Annotated in this window: 13 protein-coding genes; 8 read left to right on the top strand and 5 right to left on the bottom strand. The window is 67.3% G+C overall.

All coding sequences use genetic code 11. From position 1 onward, the window contains the following. Window positions 1-70: 70 nt before the first annotated feature. Window positions 71-643 (bottom strand): DUF1134 domain-containing protein, encoded by a 573-nt coding sequence (locus AC1DS0_RS06180; RefSeq protein WP_476813488.1) that lies wholly within the window; start codon window positions 641-643, stop codon window positions 71-73. Window positions 644-796: 153 nt separating this feature from the next. Here AC1DS0_RS06180 and AC1DS0_RS06175 point away from each other — a divergent pair, with 153 nt between their 5' ends. Continuing rightward, the gene (locus AC1DS0_RS06175) at window positions 797-1,348 is read left to right on the top strand and encodes a YHS domain-containing (seleno)protein (RefSeq protein WP_476813487.1); all 552 of its coding nucleotides are present in this window, start codon (window positions 797-799) and stop codon (window positions 1,346-1,348) included. 6 nt (window positions 1,349-1,354) lie between these two features. On the opposite strand, the gene AC1DS0_RS06170 is transcribed toward AC1DS0_RS06175, so the two are convergent. After that, complete coding sequence (locus tag AC1DS0_RS06170; RefSeq protein ID WP_476813486.1) at window positions 1,355-2,200, bottom strand: 3'(2'),5'-bisphosphate nucleotidase CysQ family protein; 846 nt, start codon at window positions 2,198-2,200, stop codon at window positions 1,355-1,357. 285 nt (window positions 2,201-2,485) lie between these two features. Between AC1DS0_RS06170 and chpT the strand changes: the two genes are divergently transcribed. The 6 genes from chpT (at window position 2,486) to AC1DS0_RS06140 (ending at window position 8,814) form a co-directional block, all read left to right on the top strand. Then, the gene (gene chpT, locus AC1DS0_RS06165) at window positions 2,486-3,124 is read left to right on the top strand and encodes a histidine phosphotransferase ChpT (RefSeq protein ID WP_476813485.1); all 639 of its coding nucleotides are present in this window, start codon (window positions 2,486-2,488) and stop codon (window positions 3,122-3,124) included. Between the two features lie 124 nt (window positions 3,125-3,248). Next, window positions 3,249-5,867 carry a hybrid sensor histidine kinase/response regulator gene (locus tag AC1DS0_RS06160; protein WP_476813558.1) on the top strand — a complete coding sequence of 873 codons (2,619 nt, stop codon included), beginning with the start codon at window positions 3,249-3,251 and terminating at the stop codon, window positions 5,865-5,867. After that, window positions 5,864-6,367 carry a chemotaxis protein CheW gene (locus tag AC1DS0_RS06155; RefSeq protein ID WP_476813484.1) on the top strand — a complete coding sequence of 168 codons (504 nt, stop codon included), beginning with the start codon at window positions 5,864-5,866 and terminating at the stop codon, window positions 6,365-6,367. Before AC1DS0_RS06160 ends, AC1DS0_RS06155 begins: the two co-directional genes overlap by 4 nt. Window positions 6,368-6,391: 24 nt before the next feature. Beyond that, on the top strand, window positions 6,392-6,757 hold the full coding sequence (locus AC1DS0_RS06150; RefSeq protein WP_057190702.1) for a response regulator: 366 nt from the start codon (window positions 6,392-6,394) through the stop codon (window positions 6,755-6,757). Between the two features lie 45 nt (window positions 6,758-6,802). Further along, window positions 6,803-7,921 carry a chemotaxis-specific protein-glutamate methyltransferase CheB gene (cheB, locus tag AC1DS0_RS06145; RefSeq protein WP_476813483.1) on the top strand — a complete coding sequence of 373 codons (1,119 nt, stop codon included), beginning with the start codon at window positions 6,803-6,805 and terminating at the stop codon, window positions 7,919-7,921. Then, a complete protein-coding gene (locus AC1DS0_RS06140) occupies window positions 7,918-8,814 on the top strand; it encodes a CheR family methyltransferase (protein WP_476813482.1) in 897 nt (298 codons plus the stop codon). The genes cheB and AC1DS0_RS06140 overlap by 4 nt, the downstream gene beginning before the upstream one ends. Before the next feature lie 301 nt (window positions 8,815-9,115). Here AC1DS0_RS06140 and ctrA read toward each other — a convergent pair whose 3' ends face one another. Then, window positions 9,116-9,817, bottom strand: coding sequence for a response regulator transcription factor CtrA (ctrA, locus tag AC1DS0_RS06135; protein ID WP_103873732.1), 702 nt, complete (start codon window positions 9,815-9,817; stop codon window positions 9,116-9,118). Window positions 9,818-10,209: 392 nt separating this feature from the next. Here ctrA and fliI point away from each other — a divergent pair, with 392 nt between their 5' ends. Beyond that, window positions 10,210-11,502: a flagellar protein export ATPase FliI gene (gene fliI, locus AC1DS0_RS06130; protein WP_476813557.1), complete on the top strand. Its 1,293-nt coding sequence runs from the start codon at window positions 10,210-10,212 to the stop codon at window positions 11,500-11,502. Between the two features lie 6 nt (window positions 11,503-11,508). Here fliI and AC1DS0_RS06125 read toward each other — a convergent pair whose 3' ends face one another. Continuing rightward, on the bottom strand, window positions 11,509-12,087 hold the full coding sequence (locus tag AC1DS0_RS06125; RefSeq protein ID WP_476813481.1) for a TlpA disulfide reductase family protein: 579 nt from the start codon (window positions 12,085-12,087) through the stop codon (window positions 11,509-11,511). Between the two features lie 114 nt (window positions 12,088-12,201). Then, window positions 12,202-13,404 carry an MFS transporter gene (locus AC1DS0_RS06120; protein ID WP_476813480.1) on the bottom strand — a complete coding sequence of 401 codons (1,203 nt, stop codon included), beginning with the start codon at window positions 13,402-13,404 and terminating at the stop codon, window positions 12,202-12,204. Window positions 13,405-13,407 lie beyond the last annotated feature (3 nt).

The following is a 13,407-nucleotide window of genomic DNA, read 5'->3' as shown; positions in this document are numbered from 1 at the left end:
TATCTGTGATCAGCCCGAGCTCAGGCTGCCATGCCTTGATAGATAAGGCCAGCAGCCGGCAATTATCAGGTCAGAACGGGTTCCAGGTCGCCTCGGGCGTGAACTTGAGATAGCCGAGGTTGACGCCGAGCCGCCAGCCGACGCCGGTGCGGATCGGCACGACCATGACGCCTCCGGCCGTCAGCGCGGTGAAGCCGAAGCCGCCGACGAAATAGACCGAGCCGTCGACGCCGCCAAAGCGCTGATAGAGCGCGCTGACGCTCGGCAGATTGTAGACCAGCATCATCGTGCGGGCGCCGTCGCCGCCGAAATCGAAGCCGACCGACGGCCCCTGCCAGTATACCTTGCGGTCGCCGGCATTACGGGTGAACAACGTGCCCTCGCCAAAGCGCAAGCCACCGACGAAGGCGCCCGATGCCTCCTGGCCGAGTACATAGCCGTTCGGCTCGCCCCAGCGGCGCACGGCTTCCTCGACCGTCAGAGCAAAGCCGCGCGAGACATTGCCGAAGAACTGGTGGCCGGAGCTGACCAGTTCGTTCTGGGTGAAAGAGCGCTCGGCCGGCTGGGCGGCAGCGGGACCGGCGGCCAGGCCCGCGCCGAGCAGCAGGGCGCTGGCGAGCAGGGTGCGGCGGGTAAAGTTCATCTCATCGTCTCCAGGCAAGCGCCGGGCATTGGGCATTCGGCCTCCTGCCGGGATGGCGTCGACGGCGGATCCGCGCGAATCCACGCGGTCACGGTAACCTCCTGGATACGCCGTATGTGTATCCAAGCGGTGAACTGCGGCGCAGGATGCGCCGTGACGCGACTAACGACCAAGGATTGGTGGGCGATGAAGGCCGCAGCAAGGCATGCCGGGATCGTGATCGCCGGTATCGTGACGGGCTGCGTGTTGCTTCTTGCCGCGCAGACGAGCCGGGCATCGGCACTCCCCACGGGCCTGCCGGAACTCCCCAGTGTTGGCGAAGTCATGCAGCGCGACAACCGCACCGGCCTTGCGCTCTCCGGCTTCGATCCCGTCGCCTATTTCCTGAACGATGCCGCAGTGCCAGGGCTGCCCGGCTACGAACTGCTTCATAACGGCGCGGTCTGGCGCTTTGCCAACGCCGCCAACCGCGATGCCTTCCGCGAGGCGCCGCAGGTCTACACGCCGCGTTTCGGTGGCTTCGACGCCAGCGGCGTAGCGGATGGGCGCGCGGTCGATGCCGATCCGCATCGCTTCGTCGTCATCGGCTCGCAGCTCTATTTCTTCCGCAGCGACGAGAACCGCCGGCGTTTCGTCACCGAAGCTGCCTTGCGGGCGCAGGCCCAGCAGCGCTGGCCGGCCGTCGCGACCTCGATCGCGCGCTGAGTCGGGTCAAGCGCAGCGACAGGTCGCCGCCTTCTCGATTGCGAGCCGGGCCAGGCGCTCGCAGCTCGCCGCGACGAAGGGCGGATTGCGGAAATCCCGCTCGGCATGGCCGTAGCCGGGTTTCTCCCCGTCGAGGGTCAACACGATGCCGCCGGCCGCGGCGAGGATCGCATCACCGGCAGCAATGTCCCATTCCATGGTCGGTCCGCCGCGCACATGCAGATCGGCCTCGCCCGAGGCGATCAGCCCGAACTTCACGGCCGACGACACCGGCGCGCCGTCCCCTTTCGCGACCGCGGCCGCGACGCCGGCGCTGACCGAGTCGCCATGAAAGCGGCTCACCAGCATCAACGGCCCTTCCGCCGGCTCGGCCCGGACATGGACCTGCCGCGCCGCGCCGAGCGGCATCGCCTCGGCATCGAGGTCCTGGGTGAAACTGCGCTCGCCGCCAAACCAGAGCCGGCCGATGGCGGGCGCGGCGATCGCCCCGGCGAGCGGGCATCCGTCCCGGATCACGGCGATGGCGACGCAATAGCTGTCGCCGGAAGCGAGGAATTCACGCGTGCCGTCGAGCGGATCGAGCAGGATGAAGACGGAAGCCGGCGCGACCTCGCCGACGCTCTCCTCGCTGACCACCGGAAAGCCCGGCAGCAGCTCAGCCAGCGCCTGCTTGGCGGCGAGATCTGCGGCAAGGTCGGCGGAGCAGACCGGCGAGCCGTCCGCCTTGAGCTTGACGTCTCGCGCCGCCCGCTTCGCTAGCAGGACGGCGGCCGTGCGCCGCGCCGCCTCGCCGAGGGCGCGCGCGAGCCCGTCCCGGTCGGTCAGGCGTGGATCGTCGTGAGCGATGGCCATCGTTCGAACCAGTCTCGCCGGCGCCGTGTGCCATTCTCTGTTCCATGCCGGGCGGCGCCTCCGGCGATATCACGTCATTAGCTAGTGCATGGTGCGGTAAAGAAAAAGCCGGCTGGCCTTCTGGCAGCCATCTTGCCGGGGCATGTCGGCAGGATACATCCGCATACTCCCGCCCGGGCGCGCCCCCGAAGCTATGGTTAACCAGCTGCAAACCAGCCTGGCGCATGCTCCACCACCGACATGGGGCGCGCGCCGCCCTGATTCTCTTGACCGCAGGACCGGATCATGACCGCCATCTCGCTTGAGCCGCTCGATCTGGCCGCACTTCTCTGCAGCCGCGTCTGCCATGATGTGATCAGCCCGGTCGGCGCGATCGTCAACGCGCTCGAAGTGCTCGAGGAAGACGATCCCTCGATGAAGGACTTCGCGCTCGACCTGATCAAGAAGAGCGCGCGCAATGCCTCGGCCCGGCTGCAATTCGCCCGCCTCGCCTTCGGTGCCGCCGGCTCGGCCGGTGCGATGATCGACCTTGGCGACGCCGGCGCCGTCGCCAACGGCTTCCTCAACGACGAGAAGCTCTCGCTCGACTGGGAGGCGCCGCGCGCCCTGCTGCCGAAGAACCAGGTCAAGCTCGTGCTCAACCTGCTCGTGCTGGCGACGCAGGCGATCCCGCGCGGCGGCAAGATCACCAGCCGCTGCACCGTCACCGGCGAGCAGGGTAGCTTCGCCATCACCGCCACCGGCTCGCATGCGCGCATTCCCGCCCATGTCGAGGAGCTGATCGCCGGCCGTTCGGAGAACGGCGCCATCGACGCCCATGCGGTCCAGCCGGTTTACACCGGCATGGTCGCGCGCGCCGCGGGGATGAAGATCGCCTTCTCGATCGAGGGCGACACGGTCAGCATCAGCGCCGAGCCGGCCTGACGCGTTAGGATAGGCCGTCCCCGCGCCAGGATTCCTTGTGGTTTCCGCTCGCTCTCAACTGATCATAAACCCTTGCGCCGCAATATCCGCGGCAGCATCGGTGGCGTGAGTGAGCGGTCCTTACATGGACGAGTTGCTGCAAGAGTTTCTGGGAGAGACCGGCGAGCACCTCGACATGGTCGATCGGGAGCTCGTCCGCTTCGAGCAGGAGCCGAACAACGGCGACATCCTGCGCAATATCTTCCGGCTCGTCCACACGGTCAAAGGCACCTGCGGCTTCATCGGCCTGCCGCGGCTGGAGGCGCTGACCCATGCGGCCGAATCCGTCATCGGCCAGTTCCGGGACGGCGCGAGCGTTTCCTCCAGCGCCGTCACCGCAATCCTCGAGACGATCGACCGGATCAAGGAGATCATGGCCGAGCTCGCCGAGAAGGGCCAGGAGCCGCCGGGCCATGACGGCCAGCTGATCGACGAGTTGCGCGGCCTGGCGGAACGGGCCAAGCAGGAGCTGGCCAGGCGGCAGCCGCAGGCTTCGCTCGATCCCGTCGCCGCTTATCTCGCCCGCACGGCCGAAACGAGATCGACAGAAGCGGCCATCCCGCCCGCCCCCGGCTCGATCCAGGACGAGATGGACCTGGTTTTCCGAACTGCGCCGAGCCCACTCGACCAGCCCGGCATGGCCCATGGCGAGACCATCCGCGACGCCAGGGCGATCGGCCCGGCGACGCTACGCGTCAATGTCGACACGCTCGAACATCTGATGACCATGGTCTCGGAACTGGTACTGACCCGCAACCAGCTGCTCGAGATCGCCCGCCGGCAGGAGGATGCCGGCCTCAAGGCGCCGCTGCAGCGGCTCTCGCTCATCACCGCCGAACTACAGGACGGCGTGATGAAGACGCGCATGCAGCCGATCGGCAACGCCTGGTCGAAGCTGCCGCGTATCGTCCGCGACCTCTCCACCGATCTCGGCAAGCAAATCGAGCTCGTTCTGGAGGGCGCCGAGACCGAACTCGACCGCCAGCTGCTCGACCTGATCAAGGATCCCCTCATCCACATGGTGCGCAACTGCGCCGACCATGCGATCGAGGAGCCGCAGGAACGCGCCACGCTGGGCAAATCGGCAACCGGCACGATCCGCGTCTCCGCCTATCACGAGGGTGGCTCGGTCACGATCGCGATCTCGGATGACGGCCGCGGCATGGATGTCGCCCGCATTCGCAGCAAGGCGATCCAGCGAGGCCTTGCGACCGAGGCCGAAGCTGAGCGGATGAGCGAGTCGCAGCTGCTGCGCTTCGTCTTCCACCCCGGCTTCTCGACCTCCGATTCCGTCACCGCCATCTCCGGGCGCGGCGTCGGCATGGATGTGGTCAAGGTCAATGTCGACGCGATCGGCGGCATGATCGACATCGCCAGCATCGCCGGCACCGGCACCACGATCACGATCAAGATCCCGCTGACACTCGCGATCGTCTCGGCTCTGATCGTCGCGACCCAGGGGCAGCGCTTCGCCATTCCCCAGGTGGTCGTGCGCGAGCTGGTGCGCGTCAAGGCCAATGGCGAGCACCGCATCGAGCGCATCAACAACGCGCCCGTACTGCGCCTGCGCGAGCGGCTGCTGCCGATCATCGCGCTGGCCGGGGTGATGAACCGGACGACGGACGCGGCCATCGCCGATGACGGCTTCATCGTGGTGACCCAGATCGGCGAGCGCCAGTTCGGCATCCTCGTCGAATCGGTGTTCCACACCGAGGAGATCGTGGTGAAGCCGATGTCGACGCGGCTGCGCCATATCCCGCTGTTCTCGGGCAACACCATCCTGGGCGACGGCGCCGTGGTGCTGATCGTCGATCCCAACGGCGTCGCCCGCCTCGTCGGCGTAGCGGCGGCGCAGGACGAGATCACCTCGGACGATCCCGTCGAGATGGGCTCTCCCGTCGAGCGCACGACGATGCTGGTCTTCCGGGCCGGCAAGGACACGGTGAAGGCCGTGCCGCTCTCCCTCGTCACCCGGCTCGAGGAGGTCGAAGCCGGGCTGTTCGAGAACGGCGGCGGACGCGCGTTGCTCAATTACCGCGGACGGCTCATGCCGGTCGTCCCGGTCGAGGGCTGCGCCCTCCGCCAAACCGGCCTGCAGCCGATGGTGATCTTCTCCGAGGGCGATTTCAGCATGGCGCTGGCGGTCGACGCCATTGTCGACATCGTCGACGAGGTGCTCGACATCGAGATGCTGGCCATGCCCGAGCAGGGGCTGCTCGGCTCGGCGATCATCCGGGGCCGCGCCACCGAGATTCTCGATCTCGCGCACTATTTGCCGAAAGCCAACCCCAACTGGTTGCACCTGCGCCGCGGTGAGGCCGGCTCGCCACGCGTCCTGCTGGTCGAGCCCTCCGAATTCCTGCGCGAGATGCTCGCCCCCGTGCTGAAGGCGGCGGGCCTGCGGGTCATCTACGCCTCGGATTCCGCCATGGCCGCCGGTCTTGCCTCCGGCAGCGCCACGCTCGACGCCGTCGTCATCGACATCGATCGCGACGCCGACGCGGCTTTTGCCCTGGCCGCGCGGCTGCGGGGCGAAGACCGTCACGTCGGCCTGCGCATCATCGGCCTGACAAGCCTGCCGACCCCCGAACTGCATGTGGCCGCGATCCACGCGCAGCTCGACGAGGTCGTCGCCAAGTTCGACCGGCGCGCGCTGATCGCCGAGCTGGCTGAAACCCGTCCCAGACTGAGGCGAGCCGCATGACCGAGCCGCGTGAGGACAGCCCGTCCGATCTTGCCGCCTTCGAGGACTCGCTCGACTACGTCACCGTCACTGTGGGCGGGCAATTGCTCGGCCTGCCGATCGGGCGCGTGCAGGACGTGTTCATCGCCACGCGCATCACCCCGGTGCCGCTGGCCCCGTACGAGATCGTCGGCCTGATCAATCTGCGTGGACGCGTCGTCACCGCGATCTGCATGCGTCGGCGCATGCGCCATGCCGACACCGGCGCCATGCCGAGCGGCACCGAAGAACACGAGCTCACCGCGGTCGGACTCGATCAGGGCGGCGAGGCTTTCGCTCTGATCGTCGACGCCGTCGGCGAGGTGATGCGCCTCAGCCGCGCGACCTTCGAGCAGGTGCCGATCCATCTCGACCGCGCCTGGGCGGCCATCGCCAAGGGCGTCCACCGCCTCGACGATCGTCTCCTGGTCGTCATCGACGTCGACGCCGTCCTCAACATCGAATTGCCGATCGCCGCCTGACGATCCGCCGCCTGGAGCCATGTCATGAAATATTGCCTCGTCGTCGATGACTCCGCGGTCATCCGCAAGGTCGCCCGCCGTATCCTGGAAGGACTGCAGTTCCGCATCGCCGAGGCGGAGGATGGCGCGCGCGCCATCGACGCCTGCAAGGGCGAGATGCCTGACGCGATCCTGCTCGACTGGAACATGCCGATCATGGACGGCTACGACTTCCTGCGGAACCTCCGCCAGATGCCCGGCGGCAAGCGGCCCAAAGTGGTGTTCTGCACCACCGAGAACGACATCGCTCACATCGCCCGCGCCATGCATGCCGGCGCTGACGAGTACATCATGAAACCGTTCGACAAGGAGATAGTCGCTTCGAAGTTCCACCAGGTCGGTCTGCTCTAGAGTCCGAGCTGCATCCGACAGTCCCGCTCTCCCATCGCGTGCCCCATGATCGCCACGCCGCATTTCGCCGACCGGCCAGCAGCGCGCCCGAGCACCGTGGTGATCGCCGACGATTCCGTCGTGGTGCGAGGCCTGTTCGCGCGCTGGCTCGGCGAGAGCGGCCGCTTCCATGTCGTCGGCGTCGCGGGTGATGGCGAGGCCGCCATCGAGCATGCCGGGCGCCACCATCCCGACATCATGGTGCTCGACCTCGACATGCCGGTGCTCGACGGCGTCGAAGCACTGCCGCGAATCGTCAAGGAAAGTCCGCGGACGGCCGTGTTGCTGACGACCACGCTCACCGAGCGCAATGCGCAGCTGGCGCTGCAATGCATGAACATGGGCGCCATCGACGTTCTACCCAAGCCCGACAGCCGCAGCGGCCTGACGCTCTCCCTGGACTTCCGCAGCGAGTTGCTCGGCAAGCTCGGCAGCATCGCTCAGTCCCGTCTCCGCAATGGCGAGGCAGCACCCGACGCAGGCTCAGCCAGCGCAATGCCGAACGGGGTCGCCGATCTGCGCTCGCTGGTCTCGGTGATGCCGCGCTATCTCGTGATCGGCGCCTCGACCGGCGGGCCGCGAGCGGTCGCGCGCGTGCTTGGCGACCTAGGCGAGGCCCTCGCCAGCCTGACCACGCTGATCGTCCAGCACATGCCGCCGCTCTTCACGGCCTCCTTCGCCGACCAGATCGCGCTTCAGCTCGGCGTGCCGACGCGCGAGCCGCATGACGGCGAGCGCCTCGCCCGCGGCACGATCTATGTCGCGCCGGGCGGGCGCCATCTCGGCATCGAGCGCAAGCTCGGCCACATCGTCGCCAGCATCGGCGATGGCCCGCCGGTACACTTCTGCCGCCCGGCGGTCGACGTCCTCTTCGCCGAAGCCGCCCGCCATCTCGGCCCGGCCGCACTCGGCCTGATTATGACCGGCATGGGCAGTGACGGAACCGATGGTGCGACCGCCCTGCGCCGCGCCGGCGGCGCCGTCATCGCCCAGGACGAGCTATCGAGCACGGTCTGGGGCATGCCGGGCTCGGTGGTGCGCGCCGGCCAGGCCAGCGCCGTGCTGCCGCTCGGCGGCATCGGCCCCGCCATCCGCACGCTCGTCGGCGGGAGCCGTCCCGCATGACCGAACTCGACTTCGACTTCCTGCGCGTCCTGCTGCAGCGGCGCTCCGGCCTCTTCCTCAGCATTGAGAAGCGCTATCTGGTCGAGAGCCGCCTTGGCATGCTTTGCCGGCGCCGTGGCATCGCCGGCATTACGGCGCTGGTTGTTCAGCTGCGCACCAGCCCCGCCTCCGACCTCGAGGCCGCCGTCATCGAGGCGATGACGACCAACGAGACCCTGTTCTTCCGCGACCGCATGCCTTTCGACCTGTTCCGCGACGTCGTCCTGCCGGAGAAGCTCGCGGCCAATGCCGAGAGCCGGACGCTACGCATCTGGTGCGCGGCGGTCTCGACCGGCCAGGAAGCTTATTCGCTCGCCATGCTGCTCGACGATGCTGCCGACCGCTTCGCCGGCTGGACGATCGAGATCCTCGGCACCGACATCTCCGTCGAGGTGCTCGACCGGGCGCGCCAGGGGCTCTACAGCCAGTTCGAGGTCCAGCGCGGCCTGCCGATCCAGCTCCTGCTCAAGCATTTCCGGCAGGAGGGCGACAAATGGCGCCTGTCCGAGCGCGTCCGCGACATGGTCAAGCTCAGGCAGCATAACCTGCTCGAGCCGAGCCATCAGCTCGGCCAGTTCGACGTCATCTTCTGCCGCAACGTGCTGATCTACTTCGATGTCCCGACCAAGGCGCGGGTCATGGCGGCGCTCGCCGAGCGGCTGGCCCGAAACGGCGCCTTCATCCTCGGCGCGGCCGAGACTGTTATCGGCATCACCACGACCCTGGTGCCTGACCCGCAGCACCGGGGCATCTACCGCGACGCCGCATCGTCCCTGCAGGCTCGGCGGCCGACCTTCCCCGCCCCTGCCGAGACAAGCAACGCATTCTCCTCGCGGAAAATCGCGCGGCCCTGAGCATCTCGGCTTTCGGGCCCGTTTTTATGGATCAAGCCCACCCCGGCGTTCCAGGGCTGAGCTCGGCCCCTCAGAGCCGAGACCGGGCCGGAAAAAGCGCACCTGCCGCAACGCCACCATGACGACCGACATCGGATCTGGCTTCCGGGCTCGCGGCAGCGCAAAGCCTCGGAATGACGCGATTGGCAAGCGCAAACAAAAACCCCGCCTCGCGGCGGGGTCCCCGTTCACCTGTCGTGTACATCCGACGATCAGGCGATCTAACTCTTGGGCGTCGATCATGACGCCGTGATGACTGGCATCAGGCGGGAATGCGCTCTTCCACCTCGCTGGGCTCGCGCAGCACATAGCCGCGGCCCCAGACCGTCTCGATGTAGTTCTTGCCGTCGGAGGCGTTGGCGAGCTTCTTGCGGAGCTTGCAGATGAAGACGTCGATGATCTTCAGCTCGGGCTCGTCCATGCCGCCATAAAGGTGGTTCAGGAACATTTCCTTGGTCAGGGTCGTGCCCTTGCGCAGCGAGAGCAGCTCCAGCATCTGGTATTCCTTGCCGGTCAGGTGCACCCGCGCTGCATCCACTTCGACGGTCTTGGTGTCGAGGTTGACGACGAGGTCGCCGGTCGTGATCACCGACTGGGCATGGCCCTTCGAGCGGCGCACGATGGCGTGGATACGGGCGACGAGCTCGTCCTTGTGGAACGGCTTGGTCAGGTAGTCGTCGGCGCCGAAGCCGAGGCCCTTCACCTTGTCCTCGATGCCGGCGAGGCCGGAGAGGATCAGGATCGGCGTCTTGACCTTGGCGACGCGCAAGCTGCGCAGCACCTCGTAGCCCGACATGTCCGGCAGGTTCAGGTCTAGCAGGATGATGTCGTAATCGTAGAGCTTGCCGAGATCGACACCCTCTTCGCCCAGATCGGTCGTGTAGACGTTGAAGCTCTCGGACTTCAGCATCAGCTCGATGCTTTGAGCGGTCGCGCTATCGTCTTCGATCAGCAGAACCCGCATGTCACGTCCCCAATTTCGCCCCGAGGCCAGCGATCCCGTTGAACCACCCAAGACCCTCGTAGTCCTGGGGACGAACGCTTGCCCGATGAAACGCCACGCGACACGCTACGGGGAAATGGTTAACAAACCCTGATTCCCGGGCGCAAGCGCTTCTTGGCAGAAGGTTGACGATCCTTGTCGAGGTGAGTCGAATTTGACACGGATCGTTCGAGCTTCGGCCGCGAAAGCACCTTTCGCGTAAGCTCGCGTCGAAGAAAACAGGCGTTGATCGCCCGGCTCTCCGACGCGGCTTCGAAACGTAGTGTTAATCACTCCGCTTAATGGAAGGTAAACGGCAGCGAATCATGAACGGCGCACGACCAGGCCAGGACCGGTTATCCACACTCGCCACTATGATCGGCGAGCTCGATGCGACGTCCGTCTATGGTCGCGTCACCGCCGTGCGCGGCCTGCTCGTCGAAGTCTCCGGCCCGATCGCGGCGATGAGCCTGGGTGGCCGGGTCGGCATCGAGATCGCTGCCGGCGTCCGTGTCCCCTGCGAAGTCATCGGCTTTTCCGGCGAGAAGGCGCTGGTCATGCCTTTTGGCGGCCTCGACGGCGTCCGCCGCGGCTGCCCTGCCTATGTCGACCGCACCGTCGCGGGCCTGCGCCCGACCATGGCCTGGCTCGGCCGCGTCGTCGATGCGCTGGGCCGGCCTGTCGATGGCGGGCCGCCACTGCCGCAGGGCGAGCACACCATTCCCTTCCGCAACGACCCGCCGCCGGCCCATTCTCGCCGCCGCGTCGGCCCGCCGCTCGACCTCGGCGTGCGCGCCCTCAACACCTTCCTGACCTGCTGCCTCGGCCAGCGCATGGGCATCTTCGCCGGCTCCGGCGTCGGAAAATCGGTGCTTTTGTCGATGCTGGCGCGTTATGCGCGTGCCGACGTCAATATCATCGGTCTCGTCGGCGAGCGCGGCCGCGAGGTCCAGGAGTTCCTGCAGGATGATCTCGGGCCGGACGGGCTTGCCCGCTCGATCGTCGTCGTCGCGACCTCGGACGAGCCGGCGCTGATGCGCAAGCAGGCTGCGCTGACCACGCTGACCCTCGCCGAATTCTTCCGCGACCAGGGCCTGCAGGTGATGTGCCTGATGGATTCGGTCACGCGATTCGCCATGGCGATGCGCGAGATCGGCCTCGCTGCCGGCGAGCCGCCTACGACCAAAGGCTATACCCCGACCGTCTTTGCCGAACTCCCGCGCCTGCTCGAGCGGGCCGGCCCCGGTACCGGCGACGGCGCGATCACCGGCCTCTTCACCGTTCTGGTCGATGGCGGCGACCATGACGAGCCGGTCGCCGACGCGGTGCGCGGCATCCTCGACGGCCATATCGTCATGGAGCGTTCGATCGCCGAGCGCGGCCGCTATCCGGCGGTCAACATCCTGAAATCGGTGTCGCGCACCATGCCGCGCTCCTGCGACCCGCTCTATTATCCGGTCGTGCAGAAAGCCCGCGCCACGCTCGCGACCTATGCCGACATGGAGGAACTGATTCGGCTCGGCGCCTATCGCCAGGGCGCCTCGGCCGAGGTCGACGAGGCGATCCGGCTCAATCCCGAGCTCGAAGCCTTCCTGAAACAGGCCAAGGACGAAGCGACCCCGCTGGGCGACGGCTATGCCCGGCTCGCCCGAATCATGGGGATGTGAGCGGCACTACAGCGTCCCGACATGGTCGAGCAGCGCCAGCGCCGCAGGCGAAGCCCAGTCCGCCTCGCCGAGCATGTAGCCGCGCACGCCGCCGCGCCGATCCGTGACATAGATCACCGGCAATCCTTCGGCTGTCGACAGTGGCTGCCCTGCCCCCGATCCGGCGATGGCCTTGCCACCGCGATCGTAGAAGACCGGCAGGCGCCTGACACCGAGGCGCTTGAGATACTCCCCGACATAGGCCAACTCGCGCTCGTCGGTGCTGATCGAGACGATCTCGACATCGCGCGCCTTGAGTCCGGCGAGCTGCCGCTCGAAGCGCGGCAAGGTGATTCGGCAAACCGGGCACCAGGTCGCCCAAAGATAGATCAGGTTGACCTTGCCCGGCACCGGCCTGGCGATGGCGGGCTTGCCGTCGAGACCCTGCAGGGTGAGCGGCGCCATCGGCTCGACCGGAACGAGTTCGATGAACTGGTAGCGCGCCGTCCGGAATTGCGGCAGCCGCGCCTGAGCCAAACCCGGCCCTGCGAGCAATCCGAGCGAGGCCTGCAAAGCGAGGCGACGGGTCATCGAGTGGGAAAGCATCTGGTCTTGTGCTGGCTCTCATCTGGAAGGGTAGCGTGATAGGTCGGCGCGCGCTGCACGCCCACGCACGATCGTGTCAGTGGCGCAGCCGGCCGTGTCTTTTCCGAGACGAGCTCAACTCCGCAGCCGCCGCACCAGCGCGATCATGGCAAGCAGAGCAAGGCTCTGGATCGCCGCCGACACCAAGAGCGTGCCGGGCGCTCCCAATCGCTCGATCATCAGCGCGAACAGCAGCGGCGCGGCCGCGAAGGTCAGGTTCTGCGGCACGGTCAGGCGGCCGAGCATCGCACCGAAGCCTTGGCGGCCGAACAAGGAAAGCGGCAGGGTCGCGCGCGCGACGGCGATCACACCCATCGCGGCGTTGAACAGCATGACGAAGACGATCGCGACCATGCTCGATCCCGGCGCCAGCGCCAGCAGCAGGCAGGCTACCGGTCCAAACACGAGCCCCGCCAGCGCCACCTTCTCGACCGGAAGGCGCTCGCCCGCCACCGCATCGACGGCTCGGGCCACCATCGTCGCAGGGCCGCTCAGCGAAGCGATCATCACCGCGGTCGCGCCGCTGATCCCCGCACCCTGCATCAACCCGATGATGTGCAACGGCAGTCCCCAGGAGACCAGCCCGCTCGCCGAGAAGCTCAACGCCAGCAGCCAGAAGATCGGCCGCCGCTGACCGGGCGGCACCCTGCCCTGCTCCTCGGCCGGCGCGGCTGATGGGCCGGGGTCGGCCAATGGCTTGGCACGGTAGGCCGGGATCGCGAGGTGGATCGGCAGCACGATCACGAGCTGGATCGCGGCGAACACGAAAAGGCAGGCACGCCAGCCATAATCGGCGCTGAGCCAGGCGGCCAGCGGCCAGAACACGCTGGAAGCGAGGCCGGTCACCAGCATCATCAACCCGATGACACGGCGGGTACGCTCGCCCATCAATTGCGCCACCGTGACGTTGCCGGTGTTGGCAAGCTGCATCGCATGGCCGACGCCGATGACGAGCCAGGTCGCAAGATAGCTGATCGGCCCCTGCGCCAGCGCTAGCAGCGCAAGGCCCACAGCGGAGATCACAGCGCCCAGCGCCATCGCCAGGCGTGTCCCGCGCCGGTCGAGATGGCGCCCGAGCATCGGCGAGATCACCGCCCCGATCACCAAGAGGATGGTGATGCCACCAAAGACGATTGTCGGGCTGAGGCCGATATCGCGTTCGAGATATACCGCCAGAACCGAGGGCGAATAATAGATCGAGCCCCAGCCGATGATCCGCGTCAGGGCGAGGCCGGCGAGCAGCAGGCTGTATTCGGGGAGGCGGCGCGAGGCGGGCAAGGA

This window comes from Allobosea sp. P4_H5, assembly GCF_056400825.1.
This window is presented reverse-complemented; position numbering and strand designations above follow the sequence as displayed.

Excerpts from the sequence above, each read along its gene's own strand:
- AC1DS0_RS06180 (WP_476813488.1), bottom strand. The coding sequence starts at position 643 with ATGAACTTTACCCGCCGCACCCTGCTCGCCAGCGCCCTGCTGCTCGGC.
- AC1DS0_RS06170 (WP_476813486.1), bottom strand. The coding sequence starts at position 2,200 with ATGGCCATCGCTCACGACGATCCACGCCTGACCGACCGGGACGGGCTC.
- chpT (WP_476813485.1), top strand. The coding sequence starts at position 2,486 with ATGACCGCCATCTCGCTTGAGCCGCTCGATCTGGCCGCACTTCTCTGC.
- AC1DS0_RS06160 (WP_476813558.1), top strand. The coding sequence starts at position 3,249 with ATGGACGAGTTGCTGCAAGAGTTTCTGGGAGAGACCGGCGAGCACCTC.
- AC1DS0_RS06155 (WP_476813484.1), top strand. The coding sequence starts at position 5,864 with ATGACCGAGCCGCGTGAGGACAGCCCGTCCGATCTTGCCGCCTTCGAG.
- AC1DS0_RS06150 (WP_057190702.1), top strand. The coding sequence starts at position 6,392 with ATGAAATATTGCCTCGTCGTCGATGACTCCGCGGTCATCCGCAAGGTC.
- cheB (WP_476813483.1), top strand. The coding sequence starts at position 6,803 with ATGATCGCCACGCCGCATTTCGCCGACCGGCCAGCAGCGCGCCCGAGC.
- AC1DS0_RS06140 (WP_476813482.1), top strand. The coding sequence starts at position 7,918 with ATGACCGAACTCGACTTCGACTTCCTGCGCGTCCTGCTGCAGCGGCGC.
- ctrA (WP_103873732.1), bottom strand. The coding sequence starts at position 9,817 with ATGCGGGTTCTGCTGATCGAAGACGATAGCGCGACCGCTCAAAGCATC.
- fliI (WP_476813557.1), top strand. The coding sequence starts at position 10,210 with ATGATCGGCGAGCTCGATGCGACGTCCGTCTATGGTCGCGTCACCGCC.
- AC1DS0_RS06125 (WP_476813481.1), bottom strand. The coding sequence starts at position 12,087 with ATGCTTTCCCACTCGATGACCCGTCGCCTCGCTTTGCAGGCCTCGCTC.